The sequence below is a fragment of the Nocardia sp. NPDC060249 genome (assembly GCF_042728755.1).
Classification (GTDB): Bacteria; Actinomycetota; Actinomycetes; order Mycobacteriales; family Mycobacteriaceae; genus Nocardia.
Window position 1 is genome coordinate 630,527 of sequence record NZ_JBHXAQ010000003.1, and the last position, 22,965, is coordinate 653,491.

The 22,965-nt window shown below is 67.8% G+C and carries 20 protein-coding genes, 1 tRNA gene and 1 riboswitch; of the genes, 11 read left to right on the plus strand and 10 right to left on the minus strand.

Translation table 11 applies throughout. The annotated features are described in order from the left end of the window. Positions 1 to 31 precede the first annotated feature (31 nt). From ACFWFP_RS16790 to ACFWFP_RS16800, 3 genes are all read left to right on the plus strand, one after another. Positions 32 to 508 carry a YbaK/EbsC family protein gene (locus tag ACFWFP_RS16790; RefSeq protein ID WP_379295916.1) on the plus strand — a complete coding sequence of 159 codons (477 nt, stop codon included), beginning with the start codon at positions 32 to 34 and terminating at the stop codon, positions 506 to 508. A 153-nt stretch (positions 509 to 661) separates the two neighbouring features. After that, positions 662 to 1,129 (plus strand): flavin reductase family protein, encoded by a 468-nt coding sequence (locus ACFWFP_RS16795; RefSeq protein WP_379296017.1) that lies wholly within the window; start codon positions 662 to 664, stop codon positions 1,127 to 1,129. 53 nt (positions 1,130 to 1,182) lie between these two features. Next, positions 1,183 to 1,818 (plus strand): Uma2 family endonuclease, encoded by a 636-nt coding sequence (locus tag ACFWFP_RS16800; RefSeq protein ID WP_379295918.1) that lies wholly within the window; start codon positions 1,183 to 1,185, stop codon positions 1,816 to 1,818. Between the two features lie 22 nt (positions 1,819 to 1,840). Here ACFWFP_RS16800 and ACFWFP_RS16805 read toward each other — a convergent pair whose 3' ends face one another. Further along, entirely contained in the window at positions 1,841 to 2,383 is a 543-nt protein-coding gene (locus ACFWFP_RS16805; protein ID WP_379295920.1) for an excalibur calcium-binding domain-containing protein, read from the minus strand. 213 nt (positions 2,384 to 2,596) lie between these two features. Next, positions 2,597 to 3,913: an aminotransferase class V-fold PLP-dependent enzyme gene (locus tag ACFWFP_RS16810; RefSeq protein WP_379295922.1), complete on the minus strand. Its 1,317-nt coding sequence runs from the start codon at positions 3,911 to 3,913 to the stop codon at positions 2,597 to 2,599. Positions 3,914 to 3,954: 41 nt separating this feature from the next. Then, positions 3,955 to 4,069: riboswitch (SAM riboswitch) on the minus strand. Positions 4,070 to 4,410: 341 nt separating this feature from the next. On the opposite strand from ACFWFP_RS16810, the gene ACFWFP_RS16815 reads away from it, so the two are divergent. The 6 genes from ACFWFP_RS16815 (at position 4,411) to ACFWFP_RS16840 (ending at position 14,995) form a co-directional block, all read left to right on the plus strand. After that, positions 4,411 to 5,541, plus strand: a complete 1,131-nt coding sequence (locus ACFWFP_RS16815) for an AAA family ATPase (RefSeq protein ID WP_379295924.1) — start codon at positions 4,411 to 4,413, stop codon at positions 5,539 to 5,541. A 23-nt stretch (positions 5,542 to 5,564) separates the two neighbouring features. Further along, on the plus strand, positions 5,565 to 7,760 hold the full coding sequence (locus ACFWFP_RS16820) for a S8 family peptidase (protein ID WP_379295926.1): 2,196 nt from the start codon (positions 5,565 to 5,567) through the stop codon (positions 7,758 to 7,760). After that, complete coding sequence (locus ACFWFP_RS16825; protein WP_379295928.1) at positions 7,753 to 9,027, plus strand: hypothetical protein; 1,275 nt, start codon at positions 7,753 to 7,755, stop codon at positions 9,025 to 9,027. The genes ACFWFP_RS16820 and ACFWFP_RS16825 overlap by 8 nt, the downstream gene beginning before the upstream one ends. A gap of 110 nt (positions 9,028 to 9,137) precedes the next feature. Beyond that, positions 9,138 to 9,572 (plus strand): MarR family winged helix-turn-helix transcriptional regulator, encoded by a 435-nt coding sequence (locus tag ACFWFP_RS16830; protein ID WP_379295930.1) that lies wholly within the window; start codon positions 9,138 to 9,140, stop codon positions 9,570 to 9,572. 156 nt (positions 9,573 to 9,728) lie between these two features. Next, positions 9,729 to 13,640 (plus strand): Pls/PosA family non-ribosomal peptide synthetase, encoded by a 3,912-nt coding sequence (locus ACFWFP_RS16835; protein WP_379295932.1) that lies wholly within the window; start codon positions 9,729 to 9,731, stop codon positions 13,638 to 13,640. After that, entirely contained in the window at positions 13,640 to 14,995 is a 1,356-nt protein-coding gene (locus tag ACFWFP_RS16840; RefSeq protein ID WP_379295934.1) for a M1 family metallopeptidase, read from the plus strand. Before ACFWFP_RS16835 ends, ACFWFP_RS16840 begins: the two co-directional genes overlap by 1 nt. Here the strand turns inward: ACFWFP_RS16840 and ACFWFP_RS16845 are convergent. Both ACFWFP_RS16845 and ACFWFP_RS16850 read right to left on the minus strand, forming a co-directional pair. Further along, positions 14,980 to 15,165: a hypothetical protein gene (locus tag ACFWFP_RS16845; protein ID WP_379295936.1), complete on the minus strand. Its 186-nt coding sequence runs from the start codon at positions 15,163 to 15,165 to the stop codon at positions 14,980 to 14,982. The genes ACFWFP_RS16840 and ACFWFP_RS16845 overlap by 16 nt on opposite strands. Positions 15,166 to 15,203: 38 nt before the next feature. After that, positions 15,204 to 15,668 carry a DUF2752 domain-containing protein gene (locus ACFWFP_RS16850; RefSeq protein ID WP_379295938.1) on the minus strand — a complete coding sequence of 155 codons (465 nt, stop codon included), beginning with the start codon at positions 15,666 to 15,668 and terminating at the stop codon, positions 15,204 to 15,206. 183 nt (positions 15,669 to 15,851) lie between these two features. Between ACFWFP_RS16850 and ACFWFP_RS16855 the strand changes: the two genes are divergently transcribed. Further along, complete coding sequence (locus ACFWFP_RS16855; protein ID WP_379295940.1) at positions 15,852 to 16,940, plus strand: alpha/beta fold hydrolase; 1,089 nt, start codon at positions 15,852 to 15,854, stop codon at positions 16,938 to 16,940. Between the two features lie 96 nt (positions 16,941 to 17,036). Here the strand turns inward: ACFWFP_RS16855 and ACFWFP_RS16860 are convergent, their stop codons facing one another. The 4 genes from ACFWFP_RS16860 to ACFWFP_RS16875 all read right to left on the minus strand — a co-directional run bounded on the left by ACFWFP_RS16860 (position 17,037) and on the right by ACFWFP_RS16875 (position 20,116). Continuing rightward, positions 17,037 to 18,410 (minus strand): alpha/beta hydrolase, encoded by a 1,374-nt coding sequence (locus tag ACFWFP_RS16860; protein ID WP_379295942.1) that lies wholly within the window; start codon positions 18,408 to 18,410, stop codon positions 17,037 to 17,039. An 8-nt stretch (positions 18,411 to 18,418) separates the two neighbouring features. Further along, the gene (locus tag ACFWFP_RS16865) at positions 18,419 to 19,000 is read right to left on the minus strand and encodes an ArsR/SmtB family transcription factor (RefSeq protein WP_379295944.1); all 582 of its coding nucleotides are present in this window, start codon (positions 18,998 to 19,000) and stop codon (positions 18,419 to 18,421) included. 63 nt (positions 19,001 to 19,063) lie between these two features. Continuing rightward, the gene (locus tag ACFWFP_RS16870; protein WP_379295946.1) at positions 19,064 to 19,699 is read right to left on the minus strand and encodes a TetR/AcrR family transcriptional regulator; all 636 of its coding nucleotides are present in this window, start codon (positions 19,697 to 19,699) and stop codon (positions 19,064 to 19,066) included. 168 nt (positions 19,700 to 19,867) lie between these two features. After that, positions 19,868 to 20,116, minus strand: a complete 249-nt coding sequence (locus ACFWFP_RS16875) for a phage tail protein (RefSeq protein WP_379295948.1) — start codon at positions 20,114 to 20,116, stop codon at positions 19,868 to 19,870. A gap of 700 nt (positions 20,117 to 20,816) precedes the next feature. Here ACFWFP_RS16875 and ACFWFP_RS16880 point away from each other — a divergent pair. Then, positions 20,817 to 21,362 carry a ricin-type beta-trefoil lectin domain protein gene (locus tag ACFWFP_RS16880; RefSeq protein ID WP_379295950.1) on the plus strand — a complete coding sequence of 182 codons (546 nt, stop codon included), beginning with the start codon at positions 20,817 to 20,819 and terminating at the stop codon, positions 21,360 to 21,362. A gap of 233 nt (positions 21,363 to 21,595) precedes the next feature. On the opposite strand, the gene ACFWFP_RS16885 is transcribed toward ACFWFP_RS16880, so the two are convergent. Both ACFWFP_RS16885 and ACFWFP_RS16890 read right to left on the minus strand, forming a co-directional pair. Beyond that, positions 21,596 to 21,671: transfer RNA gene (locus ACFWFP_RS16885), tRNA-Thr, on the minus strand. A gap of 58 nt (positions 21,672 to 21,729) precedes the next feature. Next, a complete protein-coding gene (locus ACFWFP_RS16890) occupies positions 21,730 to 22,929 on the minus strand; it encodes a DNA polymerase III subunit delta' (protein WP_379295952.1) in 1,200 nt (399 codons plus the stop codon). Positions 22,930 to 22,965: the final 36 nt, after the last annotated feature.

Genomic DNA, 22,965 nt, shown 5'->3' on the forward strand with positions numbered 1-22,965 from the left:
TATTTCCCGCAATCGACCTACTCTGGATGACATGCGCAGGTCGTCATTGCCGCCGGTCGCATGCCGGGTCGCGGAAACTCTCATCGCCCGCGGGCACCACGGCGTCATCGTCTGCCCCGAGACGCCGGCTCCCACCGCGGCCGACGCCGCCCGCGCCATGGGCGCCCAGCCCACCGCCATCCTCACCGCCCAGGTCTTCCTCCTCGACGACGACCCCGTCCTGCTCCTGGTAGCCGATCACCACCACGTCGACCTCGTCCGCACCGGCAAACGCCTCGAGGGCACCCTCACCCCCGCCCCCACCGCCCTGGTCGAACGCATCACCGGCCAGCCCATCGACGGCACGGCCCCCCTCGGCCACCCCACCAACCTCCCCACCTGGGTGGACACCGCCCTCGCCGCCCACCCCGAAGTCTGGGCAGCCGGCGGTCACCCGAACACCGTGTTCCGCACCAACTTCCGCGAAATCGTCCGCATCACCGCGGGCCTACCCATCGAGATCGACTGAAGCGTTTCGGATCAAACGGACACAGCGGGAGGGGTAGAGCCGACAGGCGGGCGTATGTTGGGGGCGGTGGGCGATGTGCAACCTTCTTCCGAGACCGGGCTGGTCGTTCCCGACGATTTGAGCGGGATCACAGCTGAGCAGTATCGGGCTTCCATGCGGCACTATCCGTCCGGTGTCACCGTGGTGACGCTCGGAGCGGATTCCGGACCGGTGGGGTTCACCGCCACGTCGTTCGCCTCGTTGTCCCTGGAACCGCCCCTGGTGTCGTTCAACATCGCGCACACCTCATCGAGCATCAACGCCCTGCGGGCCGCCGACTCGGTGGTGATCCACTTCCTGGGCGAGCATCAGCACCACCTGGCCCACCGCTTCTCCCGCACCGCCGCCGACCGCTTCACCGACCGCTCCCTCTGGACCACCCTCGACACCGGTGAACCGGTCCTGCACGGCACCCCCATCTGGCTGCGCACCACCCTCCACAAACTCATCGACCTCGGCGACCACACCCTCGCCGTAGGCCTGGTCACCCGAGTCCACGACCAAACCGAAGAGTCCCCCTCAGCGGCCCCGTTGCTCTACTACAACGGCAAATACCACCGCCCCACCGCCCTCGACACCTGATCGGAGCGTCTACGTCGGCCGGTGCGCCAGCTGCTACAGCTAGTGTTGGTCCGGTGAGCGAGGCATACGACTGGTCGTGGTTGCGCGCTGGTGTTCCGGGTATCGACCTGGACACGTATTTGGCGATGCCGGAAGACCTCTCTCGGGTGATCGAGGTCAAAGACGGCCTGCTGGTGCATTGCGACTCACCTTCGCCGAATCACATCGCCATCGCCGACGCGATCAAACAGTCCCTGCGGGAAGCGATCCGGAAACGCGCCACCGGACAACCCTGCCTGAAGGCCAGCGGCGAACTGGACATGCTGGTCTCCGAGGTTCCGTTCAATTTCCGCCGTCCCGACGCCATCGTGTACCGCTGCATCGAAGACCCGCGCGACAAGTGGAGAACCAAGCCGACAGCAAGCGACACCATGCTGGTGGTCGAAGTGGTTTCACCAGCGACGGTTACCGCCGATTGTGTGGACAAACGAGCGGAATACGCACGCCTGGGTATCGAGCAGTACTGGATTGTTCGCATGGAGAACAACGACGGCCGCGTGAAATCCATCGAGATCCTGCGTCTCAATACCGCGGGTGTCTACGTCTCCGCCGAAACCCGTTTCCGCTCCCACAACCCCGTCGCGATCGCCATCACTGATCCGCTCGACGTCTCCATCACCTGGGACGCCCTCGACGCGGACCTCGACTGACGGCCTCGCCAGCTGATCGGCGCTATTCGCAGGCCACGCCGTCGCCGTCTCGGTCCAAGCCGGAGCGGTAGCCGGGATCGCCTGTGTGCAGCGGGGCTGCGCCGGCCGCTTTGGCCGCGGCGCAGTTCTTGTAATAGGCGCTGGCGGGTGCCGGTGCTTCGGGCTGCGGGACGGCTGCGACCCGTGGGGCGGGGAGATCGACCGTCGTTGGCACGGGGACGATGACCGGCGGTGGAGGGGCGATCGTGGTGGTCGGCGCGATGGGTGCCGGTGGCGGATCGATCGTGGTCGCCGGAGCGAGTGACAACACGGTGGATGCCGTGGTTGTCGGGGTGGCGGTGGTCGTCGACGGCTTCGTAGTGGTCGATGATTCGACGATGCGGGTGGTCGAGGTGGGTGAGGTCCGCGCGGCCGGAGAGGGGTTGTCATCACCGAGACCGGCGACGACCGAGAGACCGAGCACGCCGGCGACTCCGATCCCGGCCAGCAACGGCCAACGCCGTTTCTTTTCGGGCTGCCGGGGCGGGCGGGCCCACGGGTCGGGCGGCTGAATCGGTCGAGTCACGGTGTCCCCTTTGATTGTCGGGCAATCTCGGGGGCTTCATCGCGACAGGTTCACCAGGCGTTACCCAGCTGGTAAGCATTCCAAACCTGGAATTTCAACGAAGTGTTCCGGCCGGATTCTCTGGCCGCTGCCGCTCACCGAGGGGAACGAACATCGGCCGCCGAGAGCAGGTCTCGACGGCCGACGTTCGGCAGATCTCGTTGTGTGACGAGTTCAGCCGATCAGGCAGGGGGCGGCGCCTTCGGGGGAAGAGGCACTCAGGGGGCGGGTTTCGGGGGTGGGGTTCCAGTGGCCGTCGGTGGCGGCATAGTTCCAGGCGGGGCCGTGGGTGACCAGGGTGGCTACCGCGCTGATCAGGCGGTCGACGTCGGCGGCGGTGGTGCCGAGGCCGATGCTGGCTCGCAGGGCGGCGTCGAGGCCGAGGCTCGCGAGGAGAGGGTGGGCGCAGAAGCGGCCGTCGCGGACGCCGATGGCGTGTTCGGCGGAGAGATACGCGGCGACTTTACCGGGGGCGAAATCGGCGATCGTGAAGGCGACGATGCCCACACAGTCGGGGCTGTCGGACCAGATGCTGACCAGGTCGACACCGGGGATCGCGGACAGCCCGTCACGCAGCCGGTCGGCCAGGAAGCGTTCGTGTGCGACGAGTTCGGTGGGGTCGATGGCGGCGAGCGCATCGCAGGCGGCGGCAATAGCGGCCGCGCCCAATACGTTCGGCGAACCGGCCTCGTGCCGCTGCGGCGCGCACGCCCATTCGACCTCTGCCACCCCGACATTGCGCACCGCGCCACCACCGGCCAGGTACGGCTCACCCGCGTCCAGCCAGTCCCGCCTGCCGACGAGCACACCCGAGCCGAACGGCGCGTACAGCTTGTGCCCGGAGAACGCGAGGTAGTCGACCCCGGTCTCGCGCAGGGAGATCCGGCGATGCGGAGCCAGCTGAGCGGCGTCGACGAGGATGCGCGCACCACACAGATGGGCGATGGTCGCGAGGCGCTCCAGCGGGAGCACCTCACCGGTGACATTGGAGGCCCCGGTCACCGCGAGCAACGCGGCGGGCTTGCTGCACAGCTCGGCGACCACACGCTGAATCGTCTCCTCGACCGTGGCGGCGGCCCGCACGACGCGACGACCGTGCGCGGCCCACGGCAGGAAGTTGGCGTGGTGCTCGATATCGAGGACCACGGTCTCCCCCGGCACGCACCCGGCCAGCAGGTTCAGCGAATCGGTGGTGTTGCGCGTGAACACCACGACCTGGTCGTCGTCGGCATCGAGGAACCGGGCAACGGACCCACGCGAAGCCTCGTAGCACTCGGTGGAGATCCGCGAGGCGTATCCCGCACCCCGATGCACGCTTGCGTAGAACGGCAGCAACTGCGAAATCCGGTCGGTGACCTGCTTCAACGCCGGCGCACTGGCCGCGTAGTCGAAGTTGGCGTAGGAGCTGGTACCGCCCTGAACGAGCGGAACCTGCAGGTCGGCACCGGAAACGGCGGCGATGGCACAGGTGGGGTCGATTACAGCAGTCATGACGAAATCCCGTCGGCTCAGGGACCCGCTCCTGAAGAGGTGGCCCGCGCTTGCCGCGCCCCATTCGGACGTCGGCCTGGTCGTCACCCGGAGCACCCCACCGCGGAGGAGGGTTGCCGACCAGCAAGCCGGGGCTGAACGCTGGTACTCGTGACCTGCAACGAGAGTGACAGACGACCACCGGGGCTGTCAACCACCCACCACGAATCCCCTGAGCGACGGGCTTGATTCACGACCCCGGCCTGTCGCTGTTCGACCTGTAGCCGGATTCGCCCGCCACGAGGCACGCCGACGCGCAGGGAATCGCCCATGGGGGCGCGTGGCGGAACTAGCATCCGACGAAGGGAATTGCTGCGCTGAGGGCTCGGCAGATCAATGTGGCGCTGTGGGTGGGGTCCGATGTCAAACCGGTACACAAGGGGTGAACTTTGCCCGTGATGGACGCCGTACGATCGAGTGAAGCGAAAATAGTCCACGTATTTGATCGGAAGAAGACCATGTCACACGCCTTGAGCTCCAGTTCGGCGGACGTGAGCGCCGATCTACCCGATGAATTCGTCCACCTGGCCAGATTGGCGCTCGCCGGGCGCGAGCAGGATGTGGCGATGTTCGTTCGCCGGGCCGCGCGCCGACACCGGCATGCCAGTCCCGACCTCGCCGATGCGCTGGTCGCGCTGCTGCGCCAGAACCCTACACGCGCCAATCCCCTACGCGCGGAAGTGGATACGCCGATTCCGGTCGACAGCGACAGCCGGCTGCCGCTGGTGCGGGTGATCCCGCCCGGCTCCGTCGCCGAAGTACCGATCCTCGCGGCCGAAACCTACGACGTGCTCACCCAGATCGTCGACGAACGCAAACAAGCCGACCGGCTGGCCGCCGTCGATCTGACCCCGGCCCGCAGCTTGCTGTTCGTCGGTCCGCCCGGCGTCGGCAAGACGATGGCCGCGGCCTGGCTGGCCCACCAATTGTCGCTGCCGCTGGTGGTTTTGGACTTGGCGACCATCATGAGCAGCCTGCTCGGCAAGACCGGCACCAATCTGCGCCACGCCATCGACTACGCCAAGCAGCGACCGTGCGTGCTGCTGCTCGACGAGCTCGACGCCATCGCCAAACGTCGCGACGACGATCGCGACGTGGGCGAGTTGAAGCGACTGGTGACGGTGCTGCTCCAGCAGATCGACGACTGGCCGACCGGCGCGGGCCTGGTCATCGGCGCCACCAACCACGCCGATCTGCTGGATCCGGCCGTGTGGCGACGCTTCGATGTGAGCGTGGAGTTCGCGCTCCCCGAGGCCGAGCAACGCTGCGAGGCGATTCGCCGGTTCGCCGGGCAGCCTTTGCCCGACGGCGCGGTGGACGCGGTCGCGCTCGCGTCGAAGGGCTTGTCGTTCAACGACATCGAGCGCACGATGCTGCGATTGCGCAGGCGTTGCGTGCTCGAGGACCAGCTGCTGCCCGGGTTGATGGCCGAGCATTCCGCGCGACTAGCAGCTGAACTTCCCAAAACGGATCGGTTACGGCTGGCACAGACGCTGACCGGCGTGTCAGGCTTGTCTCAGCGCCAGATCAGCGCGCTGACGGGGGTGTCGCGCGACACCATTCGTGGTTTCACGCATCGACGGGAATAACGTGGCAGCTGGGGGGATTCACGGTGGCGGGACCGCGATTTCTGATCGGCTTCGGTGAGCGACTGACCGCGCCCATCACTCCCAGCAGATCCGGTGGCTCGCCGCAGTCCCCGTACACGGTGGAGCAGGCGCGAGCCCGGCTCGCGCCGATGCTGAGCGCGGCCACCTCGAGTGCGGACGCGTTGCCCAAGACGGCCTGCCCGGAGGACGAAACGGTGACGGCGGTCACGCTGCACCCGCAGTTCTTGTCCAAGAGCGGCTATCCCACAAGACTTCTCACCTCGATGCAGCTGGACCCACTGGGCAGCAGACCGGTGGCCATCGCGCCGGAGCACGGCAAACCACGGGCGAGCACCCTGCTGTTCCTCGCCACCACCCGCGTCAATCTGCAGTTGCTCACCGCGCGGATCAACGCCGACGCACCGCTGGGCGGCGCCGAGATCGGCATCATCAGCCTGGCCGAATTCCGGCTCAACAACGCTGCCGACAGGCTCAGACTCACTGCGGCGCCGCGTGATTCGGAGACCGTCGCCGAATTGGTGCTGCACTCCGATCGCGATGTCGCCCTGCAGGGTCTGCTCGACTTCTCCCGCGATCTCGATCTCGACGTGGCCATCGACCGCCGGCTCGACAACGGCGGTCTGGCCTTCGTCCCCGTCACCGGAACCCACGCCGCCATCGCCGCGCTCGCCGGCTACTCGTTCACCAGGGTGATCCGCCGGATGCCGCGCATGCGCACCCAGCTCGGGCGCGACACCGCCACCAGGACAACACTGTCGACGTTCCGGCCGGCCTTGCCGACGGCCGAGCCGACCGACCGGGAACTCACCATCGCGGTCTTCGACGGCGGCATCCCCGCGCGCACCCCGCTGACCCGCTGGGTCGACGCCCACACCTTCGCCGACAGCGCCGCACCGCAGCGCACCTACCTCGACCACGGCCATCGCGTCACCTCGGCACTGCTGTTCGGCAGCGTCGACCCCGTCCAGCCGGTCCCGGTCCCCTACGGCTACATCGACCACTACCAGGTGCTGGACGAGGACACCGACGACGACCAGTGCGAGTTGTACTCGGCCATCGAGCGCATCGATACCGTGCTGCGCCAACGCAAATACGAGTTCGTCAATGTGAGCATCGGCCCCGAACTTCCCATCGAGGACGACGAAGTCCATGCCTGGACCGCGTTCTGGGACGACTACCTCAGCGACGGCACCACGCTGGCCACCATCGCGGTCGGCAACAACGGTGAGGCCGACAAGCCCAGTGGCAATGCGCGCGTTCAGGTTCCGGCGGACAGCGTCAACGCGCTCGCGGTCGGTTCGTCGGATCGGGTGGGAGCGAACTGGAACCGCGCGCCGTACTCCGCGATCGGGCCGGGCCGTTCCCCTGGCACCGTGAAGCCCGACCTGCTCGCCTTCGGCGGCAGCGATCACGAACCGTTCCACGTCGTCGGACCCGACGGCACCGCCGTTCCCGACTCCGGCACCAGCTTCGCCGCCCCGATGGCCCTGCGCGCCGCACTGGGCGCCCGCACCCTGTTCGGCCCGAAACTCGGTGCGCTCGACCTGAAGGCCCTGCTCGTGCACACCGCCGAACGACGCACCAGCTCACCGGATTCCGATTCCGGACACGGCCGGATCGCGGCCACCCTGGCCGACCTGGTTCTCTGCGGCGACGGCGAAGCCAGGATTCTCTACCAGGGTGAGCTCACCCCCGCGAAATACCTGCGCGCCCGGATTCCGCTCCCCGCAGCGCTTCCCGCCGGCATGGTCCGCATTCGGGCGACCCTGGTCTTCGCCACCCCGGTCGACCCCGCCGACCCCGGCAGCTACACCCGCAGCGGCCTCGACGTCACGTTCCGTCCGCACGACGAGCGGTTCGCCGAACCGACCAGAATCCACCCGGATTCGGCCCCGTTCTTCCGCGCGACCGAACTCGACCCCGAAGCCGTGCTGCGCCGCGACTCCCACAAGTGGGACACCGTCCTGCACGCCGAGCGGAGTAAGCGCGTCAACAGCCTGCGCAACCCGGTCTTCGACATCCACCACACCGCCAGGGAATCCGGCCATCCCACCGCCAACGCCCAGCCGATCCGCTACTCGATGGTGATCACGGTGCGCCACGCCAAGGTCGACGACCTGTACGAGCGAGTGCTCAGCGCGTATGTCACCCAGCTCGAAGCGCTACGCCCGGCGATCGAGATCCCGCTCGATGTCTGAGTTCCCGGCGGAGATCTTCGTCGACCCGATCGCGGCGCGGCGCTTGAGTTGTCAGAGTGTGTACCGGCTGCAGCATCTGGGCGCGCGGCTGTTTCCGTGGCAGGAGGAGACGTTCACCGAGATCCTGCTCGGCCACCTCACCGGGGTCGACTACCGCATCGACGCGCCGTGCCCCGACTGTGTGCCGCCGCGTCGGTGTAGCTCGTGGGGTTCGGCGACGCAGGCGACCGGATCGGGCGGGCTCCGGCTGCTGACACGACCGGAGGAGGGCGGCAACCGGGCCAGGGGCAGGCGCGGGGTCGGTGCGGATTTCATCTACAGCGTGCAGGAACCCTCGGGTGCGAGCGAAGTGCGATTGCTCATCCAGGCCAAGCGGGCCAGACGCGGTGAGCCGCTCAAATCGGCTGCCCTGCCTGCTGCGCAGCGGGCCGATCTGCAGGACGCCGCGCGACATTTCGGCGCAACCGCGTATTACCTGTTCTACGCCGAGTCCGAGTCGGCGCACGTCGGTCACCTCACCCGGTGCGCCGAGCACACCAGCGCCTCGGATACCTCGATCGTGGTCGTGCCCGCGCAGGTCCTCACCCGCGCGTTCGACGAGCAGAAGCGGGGGTCGATCGCGGCGGACCTCGTCTTCGCACTCGGTCGCACCCTGCTGTGCCTGGACGGTTGTGCCCCCGCACCGGGCCTGTCGGCCTTCGACCGCGTCCTCGGCTTCGTCCGCGAGGACAATCCCGACTACCGACCCGTGGACCCCGGGACGAGACTGCCCGGCACGCCCGCCGTCACCGTCATCGGCACCCGGGCCAAACCACCACGCCGCCCACCATCGCGCCGCGTGACCCGCGCGGGCAAGCAGGTCGGAGACGGCGAAATCCTCTGGGTCGACCTGAGCGCCGCCGACCGCTGGGCACGGCAATCCGCCGAACCACGCGCCACGCCCCTAGCGCGGGAGATGGCGCCCAGCTGGTACGACGGCATCAGCGCCGAGCGATTACGCGAGCGCACCGGAAAGTACTGGCGCCTCGCACTGCACCGAGCCACAGCGGTGCGCTACGTCGCGGCCTGGGCCGACGGTGAGGTGCGCGCGATCTACCGCGTGCTCGACGATTCCCTGGTCATCCACCACGACCACGGCGGCAAGATCTCGTTCGACCTCGCCGACCTCGATCCCGCGTCGAGCGTCCACACCGAGGTCCGGCGCCGCGCCGAGGCCTATCAGTCCGCGCGCTCGCCACGCGCACGCAATGTGGTCGGTTACCCGTGACCGATTGCCCCCGAGTTGCCTGATCACACCCAGTTTCCAACCATCTGAACACCCCATGATGGAAACCCGAGATGATTGGGCACCTCCACCATTTGCTAGAGTTCCCTCTCATGTCCACGAACACGAACTCCGTCCGCGGCCTGCCGCGCTACCCGGTGTACGCGCTCGGACGGCTCACCAAGGCGCTGCACGCCGAGATCGGCATCCCGTTGCGCGATCACTGGGTGCTCACCTTCATCGAGGAAAACGCCGACCTGACGCAGAAGAAGGTGGGCGACGCGCTCGGTATCGACCGCAGTGAAGTCGTCCGGCTGATCGACGCACTGGAACGAGCCGACCTGGTAGAGCGCACCCGCGACGGCAAGGATCGCCGCAAATACCGGCTGCGGATCACCGAGGCCGGGCGCAAGCAGTGCACACGCACCGACAAGCTGATCGCCGAGGCGACCGCGCGCGTGCTGGGCGGCCTCGACGAAGACGACCAGCGAACGCTGCACCGGCTGGTGGTCACGGCGCTCGGCGAACTGCCGGAATCGCCGTCGTGAACAGTGCGGACGGCACGCCCCGCGCTGCCATCCGTCCACACCCGCACCGAGTACCGTTGGCATCTGGTGACCATCCTGTTTGCCCTCCGGTAACCCGCTCATGAAACAACAGACACCACCGATGGGGGTCAACCGATGAGAGGTGGACTGAGCACGATGCTCGAGCCACACACTGAGGTACCGGCGGTCCTGCGCGACCCGCTGTTGCGCGCGGATCTCGCCGCGCCGCCGCGCACCCTGGTCGACATCCTGACCAGCACCGCCCTCGCACACCCGGACGCACCGGCCATCGACGACGGCACCGTCGTGCTCAGCTACATGGAACTGATCGCCGCGATCGAAGCCAGGATGGCCGAGCTCACCGAGGCGGGCGTGCGACCGGGCGACCGTGTCGGCGTCCGCATGCCCTCGGGCTCCGCCGCGCTGTACGTGACGATTCTGGCCGTGCTCTACTGCGGCGCCGCCTACGTGCCCGTCGACGCCGACGACCCGCAGGAGCGAGCCAGGCTCGTGTTCGGCGAGGCGAGGGTGAGCGCGATCGCCACCGGCGACGGCATCGAGTCGGCCACCACGGCCGCAGGCGACCACGACTGGAACACCCTGCCCACCCCCGCCGACGACGCGTGGATCATCTTCACCTCCGGCTCCACGGGCACCCCGAAAGGTGTTGCCGTAACCCATCGCAACGCCGCCGCCTTCGTCGACGCCGAGGCCCGGCTCTTCCTGCAACAGGCCCCGATCGGTCCCGGCGACCGTGTGCTGGCCGGTCTGTCGGTGGCCTTCGACGCCTCCTGCGAGGAAATGTGGCTGGCCTGGCGCAACGGCGCCTGCCTGGTTCCCGCGCCACGTGATCTGGTGCGCACCGGCGCCGACCTGGGCCCGTGGCTGATGCGCCGCGAGATCAGCATCGTCTCCACGGTGCCGACGCTGGCCGCGACCTGGCCCGCCCAGGCACTGGAATCGGTGCGACTGCTGATCTTCGGCGGCGAAGCGGTACCCCCGGAGCTGGCCGAACGGCTGGCGGGCGCCGACCGCGAAGTGTGGAACACCTACGGCCCCACCGAGGCGACGGTCGTCGCGTGCGCGGCGCTGCTCACCGGCGAGATGCCCGTGCGCATCGGCCTGCCCCTCGACGGCTGGGACCTGGCCGTCGTGGACGCGCAGGGCAACCCGGTGGCCGAGGGTGAATCAGGCGAACTCGTGATCGGCGGCGTCGGTCTTGCCCGCTACCTCGATCCCGCCAAGGACGCCGAGAAGTACGCCCCGCTGCCCTCGCTCGGGTGGGAACGCGCCTATCGCAGTGGCGATCTGGTGCGCAACGACTACCAGGGCCTGATCTTCCTCGGCCGCGCCGACGACCAGATCAAGATCGGCGGGCGCCGCATCGAACTCGGCGAACTCGACAACGCGCTCCAGCACCTCCCCGGTGTCAGCGGTGCGGCCGCCGCGATCCGCACCACCAAGGCGGGCAACAAGATCCTGGTCGGCTACCTCACCGGCGCCGGACCCGACTTCGACGTGAAGAAGGCCAGAGAGATTCTGGCCGAACAACTTCCGGCCCCGCTGGTGCCGCGCCTGGCGATCGTCGCCGACCTGCCGACCCGTACCTCCGGCAAGGTCGACCGCGACGCGCTGCCGTGGCCGCTGCCGAGCACCGACGAGTCCGCCGAGACCGGACTGTCGGGCACGGCGGCCTGGGTGGCGGGCCTGTGGGACGCGATCCTGGGCGCCGAGGCCACCGATCTCGACGCGGATTTCTTCGATCTGGGCGGCGGTTCGCTGTCGGCGGCGCAGCTCGTCGGCGCGTTGCGTGAGCGGTACCCGCACGTCACCGTCGCCGATCTCTACGACCACCCGCGGCTCGGTTCGCTGGTCGAACTCCTCGACGGCAGCGCACCGGTCGCGGCCGTCGACGTGCGCGTCGTGCAGCCGACACCGGTGCGCGCGCAGATCACCCAGGTACTGGCCACGATTCCGCTGACCACCCTCACCGGGTTGCAGTGGGTCACCTGGCTGACCGTCGTGTCCAGCATCGCGGGCTGGTCGGGTTCGCTGCCGTGGCTGCCGCGCCTGTCGTGGTGGTGGATTCTGCTGGCGTTCGTGCTGTTCATCTCGCCGATCGGCCGGATGACGATCTGCGTGGCAGGCGCCCGAATCCTGCTCGCCGGACTCCGCCCCGGTTCCTACCCTCGCGGCTCGGCCGTGCATTTGCGTCTGTGGGCCGCCGTACGCCTGTCCGAGGCCAGCGGCGCCGAAAGCCTTTCCGGCGCACCGCTGATGGTTCCGTTCGCCCGCGCGCTCGGCGCCAAGATCGGCAAGGGCGTCGACCTGCACAGCCTGCCGCCGGTCACCGGCATGCTCGAACTCGGCGACGGCGCCAGCGTCGAACCCGAGGTGGACCTGTCCGGCTACTGGGTCGACGGCGACATCGTGCACATCGGCGGCATCACCATCGGCGACGGAGCGGTGATCGGCGCCCGCTCGATCCTGCTGCCCGGCACCAAGATCGGCAAGAAGGCCGAGATCGCGCCCGGCTCCGCTGTCTCGGGCAAGGTCAAGGGCGAACAGGAATGGGCGGGTTCGCCGGCCACCAAGACCGGGAAGGCGCCACGCCGCTGGCCCGACCACTCCCCGGAACGCGCCAGGCACTGGCTGGTCGTGTTCGGCCTGTCGTCGATGGTGCTGGCCGCGATGCCCGTGTTCGGCCTCGCCGTCGGCGGCACCTTCATCGCCTGGTGGGTCCGCGAGGAGACCACCATCGGCGCCGCCGCCCTGCGCGGCTTCGCCATCCTGCCGCTGGCCACCCTGCTCAGTCTCGCCGTGTACGCCGTGGCGACCGTGCTCGCGGTACGCCTGCTCAGCATCGGTTTACGCGAGGGCTACCACCCGGTGCGCAGCCGGACCGGCTGGCAGGTGTGGGCCACCGAACGCCTGCTCGATTCCGCCCGCACGTTCCTGTTCCCGCTCTACGCCAGCCTGCTCACCCCGATCTGGCTGCGGCTGCTCGGCGCGAAGATCGGCAAGAACGTCGAGGCGTCGACCGTACTGATGCTGCCCAAGTTCACCGTGATCTCCGACGGCGCGTTCCTGGCCGACGACACCATGATCGGCAGCTACGAACTCGGCGGCGGCTGGCTGCGCATCGGCGAATCCAAGGTCGGCAAACGCGCCTTCCTCGGCAATTCGGGGATGACCGCGCCCGGTCGGCGCGTGCCGAAGAACGGTCTGGTCGCGGTGCTCTCGGCCGCGCCGAACAAGGCCAAGGCGGGCTCGTCCTGGCTGGGCAGTCCGCCGGTGCGGCTGCGTCGCGCGACCGAATCCAGCGACACCTCACGCACGTTCGATCCGCCGCTGCGGCTGAAGCTGGCCCGCGCCTTCGTGGAGACCTGCCGGCTGATCCCGGTGATGGTGACCTTCGCCATCGGTCTCAGCGTGCTGCTCGTGCTCGCCTCGATCGCCCAGCACACCGATTACCTTGTCGCAGCTCTTGCTTCGGGCCTGGTACTGATGGCCGCGGGCGCGGTCGCCGGGGCCATCGCGGTGGCCGCCAAGTGGTTGATCGTCGGCCGGATTCGCGCGGTGGAGTACCCGCTGTGGAGCTCGTTCGTGTGGCGCAACGAGGTCTCCGACGCCTTCGTCGAGACCGTCGCCGCGCCATGGTTCGCGCGTGCCGCCACGGGTACGCCCGTCATGAATCTGTGGCTGCGCGGACTCGGTGCCAAGATCGGCCGCGGGGTATGGTGCGAGTCCTACTGGCTACCGGAGGCGGACCTGGTGACACTCGGTGACGGCGCGACCGTGGAACGCGGCTGCGTGGTGCAAACACACCTGTTCCACGACCGCATCATGTCCATGGACACGGTGACACTCGACGCGGGCGCCACCCTCGGCCCGCACTGCGTCGCCCTGCCCGCCGCCCACATCGGCGCGGGCGCCACCATCGGCCCGGCATCGCTGGTCATGCGCGGCGATGTGGTTCCGCCCTCGACACGCTGGTGGGGCAACCCCATCTCGCACTGGACCGATCCCGCCGTGACGCGGGAGTCGAGGCAGCGCGGAGCCGCCTGATGCGGAGCAAGTTCTACGAGGATCCCATCGATGCCTACCTGCCGCAGAACGGCAATCGCGGCTACCGCGTGTCCCGCTACGAGCTGGAGCTGAGCTACAAACCGGCCAGCAACCGGCTCGCCGGACGCGCGGTGGTCATCGCGGTCACCACTGCGGTGCGGCCGTGGTTCACCCTCGACATGTCGCAGGCGCTGATGGTGTCGAAGGTGCTCGTCAACGGATCGAAGGCGGTGAAATTCGTCCATCAGCAGGGCAAGCTCGCGCTCACGCCGCAGCAGAAGATCCCCGCCGGTGGCGTTCTCGAGATCACCGTCCACTACGCGGGCACCCCCAAGCCGGTGCGCGGGTTGTGGGGCGAGGTCGGCTGGGAAGAGCTCACCGAGGGCGTACTGGTCGCGAGCCAGCCCAACGGCGCCGCCTCCTGGTTCCCGTGCGACGACCACCCGAGTTCCAAAGCGTCCTACCGGATTTCGATCACCACCGACAGCCCGTTCCACGCGCTGGCCAACGGCACCCTGGTCGGCAAGCAGGCCAAGGCCAGCCAGACCACCTGGGTGTACGAGATGGCCGAGCCGATGGCGTGCTATCTGGCCACGATCCAGATCGGCAACTACCGCAGGTACCGGGTCGGCGCCGTCGGCGAACCGATACCGATGCACGCAGTCATCCCGCCGCGGCTGCGGGCGAACTTCGACCACGACTTCGCGCGTCAGCCCGAGATGATGGCGCTGTTCACCGAGAGGTTCGGGCCGTACCCGTTCGGCGACTACACCGTGGTCGTCACCGACGACGAGCTCGACATCCCGATCGAGGCGCAGGGCATTTCGATCTTCGGCGCCAACCATTGCGATGGCAAGCGCGGCGCGGAACGTCTTGTCGCACACGAACTCGCGCATCAGTGGTTCGGCAACAGCCTCACGCTGAAGCAGTGGCAAGACATCTGGCTGCACGAAGGTTTCGCCTGTTACGCGGAATGGATCTGGTCCGAAGCCTCCGGTGGACCGACCGCCGATCAGCTGGCCAGGGCGGCGCGCGCGAACCTGGCACGTCAGCCGCAGGACATCATCATCGGCGATCCCGGACCCAAGGACATGTTCGACGACCGGGTCTACAAACGTGGGGCGCTCACCCTGCACGCGCTGCGGCTGGAACTGCGCGATCACCTGTTCTTCGAACTGATCAGGGAGTGGACCGCGCGGTACCGGCACTCCTCTGTCACTACGGAGGAATTCGTCGACCTGGCCGGTCATTACAGTGTGGCGCCGTTGCGCGGGCTGTTCGCGATCTGGCTCGGCACCAAGCCGCTGCCGCAATTACCGCCACTGGGTGGGCAGGCGCATCAGAACACCAGATAGCGCTGGGCCAGTTCCTCGATGAGCGGATCGTCGGCCTGCACCATCTCGAGCGCCTCGAGATCGTCGGCCACCGCGATGGTCCTGGCGTCATCCTGCTCGGGATCGGGCCCGTCCTGGGCGAGCTGACGCTGCAACTTCTGTCGAACTCTGTCTTTCAGTGAATCGCCCATAGGTCCAGGTTGCCCGGTAATCGGCTTGCGAACCAGTGTCAGACGGGAGTGAGCCACGTTCCCCATGGCGTGTTGCGGAGCACGGTATAGAGGGCGAGCAGACCGAAGAAGGACCAGACGGTCACCGCGCTGAGGCCGGGCACGCGCCATCGTTGCCCGCGGCGGGCGCGCAGGATCCAATCGATGACGAAGACCGCGAAGGCCACGGTCAGCGGCAGGGCCAGCAGATTGCTGTGCAGCGAGTCGACGATATTGCCGTCGGTGAGGTTGTGCATCGCGCGCATGCCGCCGCACCCGGGGCAGTACACCCCGAACAGCGCGTACACCGGGCACAGGCCGTAGGAACCCTCGACGTGCGGGTCACGGAAGTGCAGCAGGGCCAGCGTGCCCACGCCGAGTCCGGCGGCGATCAGCGGTGGCGTCATCCGCTGCCAGGTCGAGCGCGCGGCACCCCGGCTCGGGTCCGCGCCGGAAAACTCGGCCGTGACGTGCGATTTGTCCACTCCATTACGGTAGCGGCGGCCGTTCGCCGCCGCCAGCGCGGCCGGTGCCCGATCGTGCGATTTCACAATGCAGGCACGCTCGGTAACCCACTTCACAACAAGTGGGACACTGTGACCCGCTAACACTAGCTAGCACCCCGGCTTGCACTGTACGGTGGCCTACGACACAAAGGAGTGCCGACAATGCTTGCGAAGTCGATGATGACGCTCGCGGCAGCGCGATCCATGGTCTCTCACCTCGAGACCGGCGCACTGACCGCACAGTTCCGTGCCGGGCTGCGTACTCGCAGTTTCGCCACCGCGAAATTCAACGCCCCCACCGTCGAGCACCGGGTCGTCCCGGTGACCACCACGGACGGCGCGCAGCTCCGGGTCCACGTCTACGGTCCCGATACCGCCCCCACCCTGGTCCTCATCCATGGCTGGGCCTGCAGTATCGAATACTGGAACCCGCAGATCACCGCCTTCGCCGGCGAGTACCGCGTGGTCAGCTACGACCAGCGCGGCCACGGCGCCTCCACCCTCGGCACCGCCGCCCCCAGCGAACACACCCTGGCCGACGACCTGTCCGCGGTCCTCGACGCGACGCTGCGTGGAGACGAGAAAGCGGTCCTGGCCGGGCACAGCATGGGCGGGCTCACCATTCAGGCCTGGGCCAAGCATCACCCCGAGCAGGTCTCGCGCCGCGCGTCCGCCGTGCTGCTCGCCAACACCGCCAATGCCGCGATCCGCTGGGAAACCGACATGCTGCCGCTGCTGAACAAGCAGCTCACCGTCGCGCAGTACCCGGTCACCCTGCTCGGCGCACCGGTGCGGATGCCGCAGCCGGTCAGCGAGTCGCTGCTGTTCGCACCCTTGCCGATCCCCGGCGGCTGGCTCACCCAGCAGGTTCTCCGCAGTCGCATTCTCACCCCCGAGGCCACTGCCGACGAGGTCGACTTCGCGATGGGCATCATCCGGTCCTGTCGTCCGATCGCGCGCGGGCGCCACGCTGCCGCCATGGCCGACATGGATCTGTCGGCAGGCACCGCCAACCTGACCGTCCCGACCACCGTGATCGCCGGCGCCAGGGACCGGCTGCTGCCGCAGCGCCTGTCGCGCCCGATCGTCGACACCCTGCGCCGCACCGGCCACCTGGCCGACTTCCACGTACTGCCGCACGGTCACCTCAGCAATGTCGAAGACAGCGACGCCTTCGACGCCGTTCTGCACCAGATCCTGCGCAGCACCATGAACTCTCGGGCCACCCGCCGCAACGTCGCCGCCCGCTGACCCGAGCCAGTTCTCCTGAGACCGATCAACGGCGATCGGCTCAGGAGTAACCGCGAAGAAGGCCCCCGACCTGGTCGGGGGCCTTTCTCGTTCGGTTCAGGGGAGCAACAGACCCCAGTACAGTGCCCAGAGCACGAAACCTGTTCCACCGCAGACCAAGAGGGCCCATCGGGTTCGTCCGCCGACGCTCGCACCGGCAAGGGTGTGACGGGCGCGCGCGAGCACGAACCCGAGCGCGACCACGGCGCCGAGCGCGATCAGCTGCAATGTCAGCCAGGGCATAGTGCGCCCGAACAGCAAGGGACCGAACGAGGTTGCGCGAGTGGTGAGGATGTAGCCGAGCTGGACGATCGTGCCCACGATGCCGATCACCGCCGCGCACAGCAGCACTCGCGCCGGCAGTCGATCGGGCAGTCGCCACGACCCGACTGTTCCGGTGATCGCGTAGCCACCAAGCGCCAGGATCATGCCGAACAGCAGGATCAGTTGCACCGCGGTCGATTCCCACCATGCGGAGGGAGTCAACGACTGCACCGAATGGCCCTGTGCCGCTGGCTGATCTGCCGTCGGTGGTGTCGACGAGCCGGGCAACCCGTTGACCCAATCACCCATGAGCTCGCCGTATCCCGGCGCCAAACCGGGAAGCTTGTCGAACCCATCGGTGGTCGGCTGTCCGGCGTGCTGGGCATTCGGGAGCGTGCGCAGCGTGTAGTTCGTTTTCCCGACGTGCTCGAAGGCGGTCCGGAAGCCACGCAGACTGTCACCGGGTGGGGTGAGACGGTCCTGATCACCCCAGATCGCGAGGACCGGCTGGGTGATCCGTTCCAGCACCGGGATCGGGTCGTAGTCGGCTTGCGCGAACTGACCAGCGGCGACCAGTTGACGAATACCGTTGCGGGCCAGCACATCGACCATCGAACCGCGCACGCCCGCCGCCCCGAACCGAGTCTCGTTCGCCCAGTTCTGTTGCGCGGCGGGTGCGGCCGAATTCGCACCGATGGTGATCAGGAAGGCCACGTCGGCGGATCGCGACGCCGCCAGGGGCGCGACCCATCCGCCCTCGGACAGTCCCCACAGGCCCACTCGCGCCGGGTCCACCTCGGGCCGATTCCGCAGTGCGGCAACGCTTGCCAGCGCGTCATCGGCCAGGAGTGAATAGTCACGGTGCGAGGGCGTGTATTCCTCGGTGCGCTTGCCGTAGCGCAACGCGACGATGCCCGCTCGGGCGAACGCCTCGGCGACATGGTCGTAGTGCTCGCCGCTGCCGTCGCCCGATCCATGGACGAGCACGACTGCCGGCCTGCCCGTCGCGCCTGCCGGGGCGTGCACGGTGCCTGCGGTGGTCGTGCCGTCCGAGCGGGTGACGGTGATGTCGACGGCGGTGGTGTTCCGCGCGTGCGCCGCCGGAAAACCGGTGACGGCGGCGATCATGAAGGTGAGCAGGATGATTCGTCGAAAGAGCGAGAGCACGCCAAGTCCTAGTTTGCGGTGTTCGTGCGAGGTGCGGGGAAGGCGAGGAAGCGCGTCAGCACACGGCGGGCACCCGGGCGATCCTGCGGGTGAGACTGCTGAAAACGCTTGAGCAGCGTCATGTAGTCCTCGAAGAACTCCTCGAGTTCGGCCGGCGTCGCGTAGATCGCGCCCCGCGAGAAGGGCATCATGTCGGCCCACTCGCCCAGCTCGGCACGCTCGGCCTGGAAGCGCTGGAACATCTCGATGTCTTCGGTGATGTGCTGCGCGACAAGACCTTCCATCAGCTCGCGCAGCTCCGGTGACTGGTCGCGATCCATCCGGTAGCGCAGATCCTTCGGCGGCGAACGCCACCACCGCTGCTTGCCCTTGGCCAGTTCGGGCGCCTCTTCGATGAAGCCGTGTTCGGCGAGCTGGCGCAGGTGATAGCTGGTCGCGCCGGTGTTCTCACCCAGCAGGGCGCCCAAAGCTGTCGCGGTGGCCGGTCCGTTCTCGGCGAGCGCGCGCAGGATGCGCTGACGCAGCGGATGCGCGAGCGCGCGCAGCGCTGCGGGATCGGTGATCTCTCTGGGCGGTATCTCGTCGGCCATAGTTACAAAGTACTCTTTGCACAAACAAGTGTGCAAAGAAATTTATGCAACATTCCCAGCGAACTACCAGGTGAGATCCCGATTCGGGACCTGGTGCTCGTCGAACCAGGTCGCGACCATCTCAGCAGTGGCTGCGATGAGTTCACGGCGCTCGCTGCCATCGACATCGAGAGCCGAGGCGCGCAGCACCGCCGCGAATCCGGTGTTGACCACGACCGAGGCCATCACGTCGTATTTGTGGTCATCGCCAGGACCCAGGATCTGGATGACCAGCATCTTGATCATCAGCCGCAGCCGCGGCTCGAACTCGGGAAGGCCGCTGCTGTAGAACTGCACGCCCGCGATCAGCGCCCGCAGCAGCCCGGCATTGGCGACCAGTACGTCGGTGATCACACCGAAGATCGCGGTGAAGCTCTCCTGGGTGGACATGCCTTTGAGGCTGAACATCGAGGTGGTGAACGCGGTTTCGATGTCGGTGAGTAGCCGGTCCAACAGCTCGTCGACCATCCGCGAGCGGTCGTTGAAATAGCGGTACACCGTGCCGATACTGACCCCGGCCGCCACCGCGATCCGATTGGTCGAGGTCTCGGTGATCCCACGCTCCCCGAACAACTTCGCGGCGGCGTCGAGGATCTGGTTCCGCGTCGCCTTGGCTCGATCCTGCGTGGGCTGACGGCGACTACGAGGGGTCGGGGGCACGCTTCGATCCTTACCGTTCACAACACTGAACTGCCGCAACACAGCGTAGACCGAAGAAGACCACCCGATCGGCACACATCTATCGCGACCAGCCCACGGCGTACAAGGACTGGTTCACCTACAGCAAGGGCGGGCACCGGAACTTTCCGATACCCGCCCTGCACGCGTCTACGGGCGCTGGGGGTAGATGCCCTCGGTGGCGATGGCGTAGAGGAGGTTGTCGCCGAGCGTCTCGCCGGCAGCCTTGAGGTTCGGCAGGGCGAAGGTCGTCCTGCCGTCGCCACCGAACTTGTTGCCGATCAAGCTGAACAGCGCCTGATGGTCGGAGACCTTCAGGATGTCCCCATTGCACGGGTACCAGCCCTGCGGTGTCCAGCCGTAAGTGAAGATCGCGATCTGACCGAGAATTGGATCCATGTGCTGAAAAGTCCTCTCATACAACGGATGTGAAGATCGGACGACCGCGTCTGCGCGGTCGCACATGTTTTACCGCAGCCCTCGGCCCGGTCACAAACTCCGCCGCCACACCCCCTTCGCAACCCGTTCCGCGCCGGGAACCTCGGCATGTTGCCGCCCGGTCCGACCACCGCTGTCGATGTTCGAAGTCCTCTTCGGCGATGTAGGGAGTCCATTTCAGCCGAGGGGTCGATCAACGATCTGCAGCTGACGTGACCGACTTCCCGGTCACCGCCGTGCACTATCCGGAACACGATCAACGCGACGAAGGCCACCGAGGCAGAGCAGGTCAGAGCTAGTTTCAGCCACGACCCGACAGGTCGATTCGAGGTCGCGTGGTGCGCGTGGTCGGCCGCTTGGCCCGCGCCGTGCACCACGCACACGGTTTCCTGCCCGCCGGTTCCAGTTCGGCTGGCGGGGTCTGCTTACCCTCGTGCGGGCCGCCCGCACCGGTGCCGCGAGTAACTCACCACACGCCACCCACGGTCCCCGAGGGTGTTCGCACCTCAGGGACATCTCGTGCCCAGGCACCCTCGTACGAAAGCGTTCATTAAGAATCCGACATTCCGCGCTGGCTACGTTTCCCTCATCGAAGTGGGAAAAATCCGCTGCAGCAAGGCAATTCGCACCGATAGGTGGATGCGCCATGAAGGGAATACCAGTGAAGAATCCACTTTCTGCCGGGGTAGTACGTGCGGGACGTAATCGGCCCGAGCGCTCGGCTCGACGACTCGTCGGCCTGCTCGGCCGGGGGGCCGTTGTAGCTGCCGCGGCGATGATGGTGTTCGCGCCTGCCAGCTCGGCCGGGGCCGGCATCACAATGCCCAACGGCCTGAATGAACGCGTGTGTCTGGATGCGCTAACCCGCGACGGGCGCACGCTCACCGGAGTCGTCCAGGTATGGACCTGCAACAACGGAGCGCAGCAGCGGTGGATCCCCGGGCCCAACGGCAGCCTGCGCAACGCTCTCGATGAACGCCTGTGCCTGGATGCGCTGACCCGCGACGGGCGCACGCTCACCGGAGTCGTGCAGGTATGGGCCTGCAACGGCGGCGCGCAGCAGCGGTGGATCGCCGGGCCCAGCCACAGCCTGCGCAACGGCCTGAATGATCGCCTGTGCCTGGATGCGCTGACCACCAACGGCCATACGCTCACCGGGCGGGTCCAGGTGTGGTCCTGCAACAACGGAGCACAGCAGCAATGGTGACGTCGAGATGCGCTGTCGGCTCGCATCTCGCGGCGCCCGAGAAGGCGCAGCGCGCCGAGTTGCTGGCGCTGGGTGTCGCGTGTCGGACGACCGCCTGATTGCCACGCACGCGGACGAATTGAAGGCGGCGGGGCCGCTCTCCTGAACCGGTGAGCCGCAGGACGGATTTCCCGCCGGTTGGCACACTGAAACGAGAGAGGCCCTCCCCGGCGAACCGGAAAGGGCCTCTGAGCTGGAGCCGCCTGGGGGAATCGAACCCCCGACCTTTTCATTACGAGTGAAGCGCTCTACCGACTGAGCTAAGGCGGCGTGCCATTTCGGCGACGCGAGTCTATCGCGGGAAGGGGTAGAACGCGAAAACGGGTGGTCAGGTGGTGCGGGCGGTGATGAGGGTGGCGGTCATGGCGGCGATGGCGAAGCGGGGCTTCACGTTGAGATCGAGGGCTTCGCGGCAGGCCAGGACAGCGTCGATGCTGCGGAGCAGGCCTTCGGGTCGGACATTCGTGGCGAGGTCGGTGATCTCGTCGGCCATGTCGGGGTGGGTGAGGGTGATGGGGGTGCCGCGGCCGGCGAAGCGCATGGCCAGGGCGTCGCGGTACATGCCGGCGATGTCGATCAGGGCGCGGTCGAGTGCGTCGCGACCGGTGCGGGTGGCGCGGGATTTCTGGCGGCGTTCGAGTTCTTTGAGGACACCCGCCGAACCTCGGGTGGCGGAGGCGGCGCCCTTACCGGTGCCGCCCGCGCCAAGGGCGGTCGCGAGTTCGTCGCGTTCGCGGTCGTCGCGGTCGGCGCTCATCAGTTTGGCTTCGTCGTCGGCCGACTTCACCAGTTCGTCGGCGGCGGCGTAGGCGGCGCCGGGACGCTCGGTGGCGGTGACCAGAGCGAGGGCGCGCTTGCGGCGCTGGCGTGAGTCCTCGTCGGTGGCGAGGCGGCGGGCTCGGCCGACGTGGCCACCGCTGACCGAAGCCGCCCAGTCGGCGGACTTCGCGTCGAGGTGGTCGCGCTCGCGCAGAACCTGGGCGATCGCGGGCACGGTCGGCGTCACGAGGTGGACGTGCCTGCACCGCGAGCGCAGGGTGACGGAGATGTCCTCGGGGTCGACGGTGGGAGCGCACAGGAGGAAGACCGTGCGGTCCGGTGGTTCCTCGACCACCTTGAGCAGGGCGTTCGCCGCGCCCTCGGTGAGCCGGTCGGCGTCTTCGACGACCACGACCTGCCAGCGACCGGTGCTCGGGCGACGAGCCGCGATCTGCACGATGGCCCGCATCTCCTTGGTGCTGATGCTCAGCCCCTCGGGGATGATGCGCCGCACGTCACCGTGGGTTCCGGCCATCGTGGTGGTGCAGGCATGGCACTGTCCGCACCCGACGGTGTCGGGATCGGTGCACTGAAGGGCCGCCGCGAAACACAGCGCCGCCACAGACCGCCCCGAACCGGGCGGGCCGGTGAACAACCACGAATGCGTCATCGCCCCGGTGACCACACCGGCGCGCGCCGCCTTCGCGGCAGCGGCCAGCTCGGTCTCGACCACGTCCTGGCCGACCAGTCGATCGAAGACACCTGCCACGCACTACACCCTAGCCGCGGGGTCCGACAGGATTCG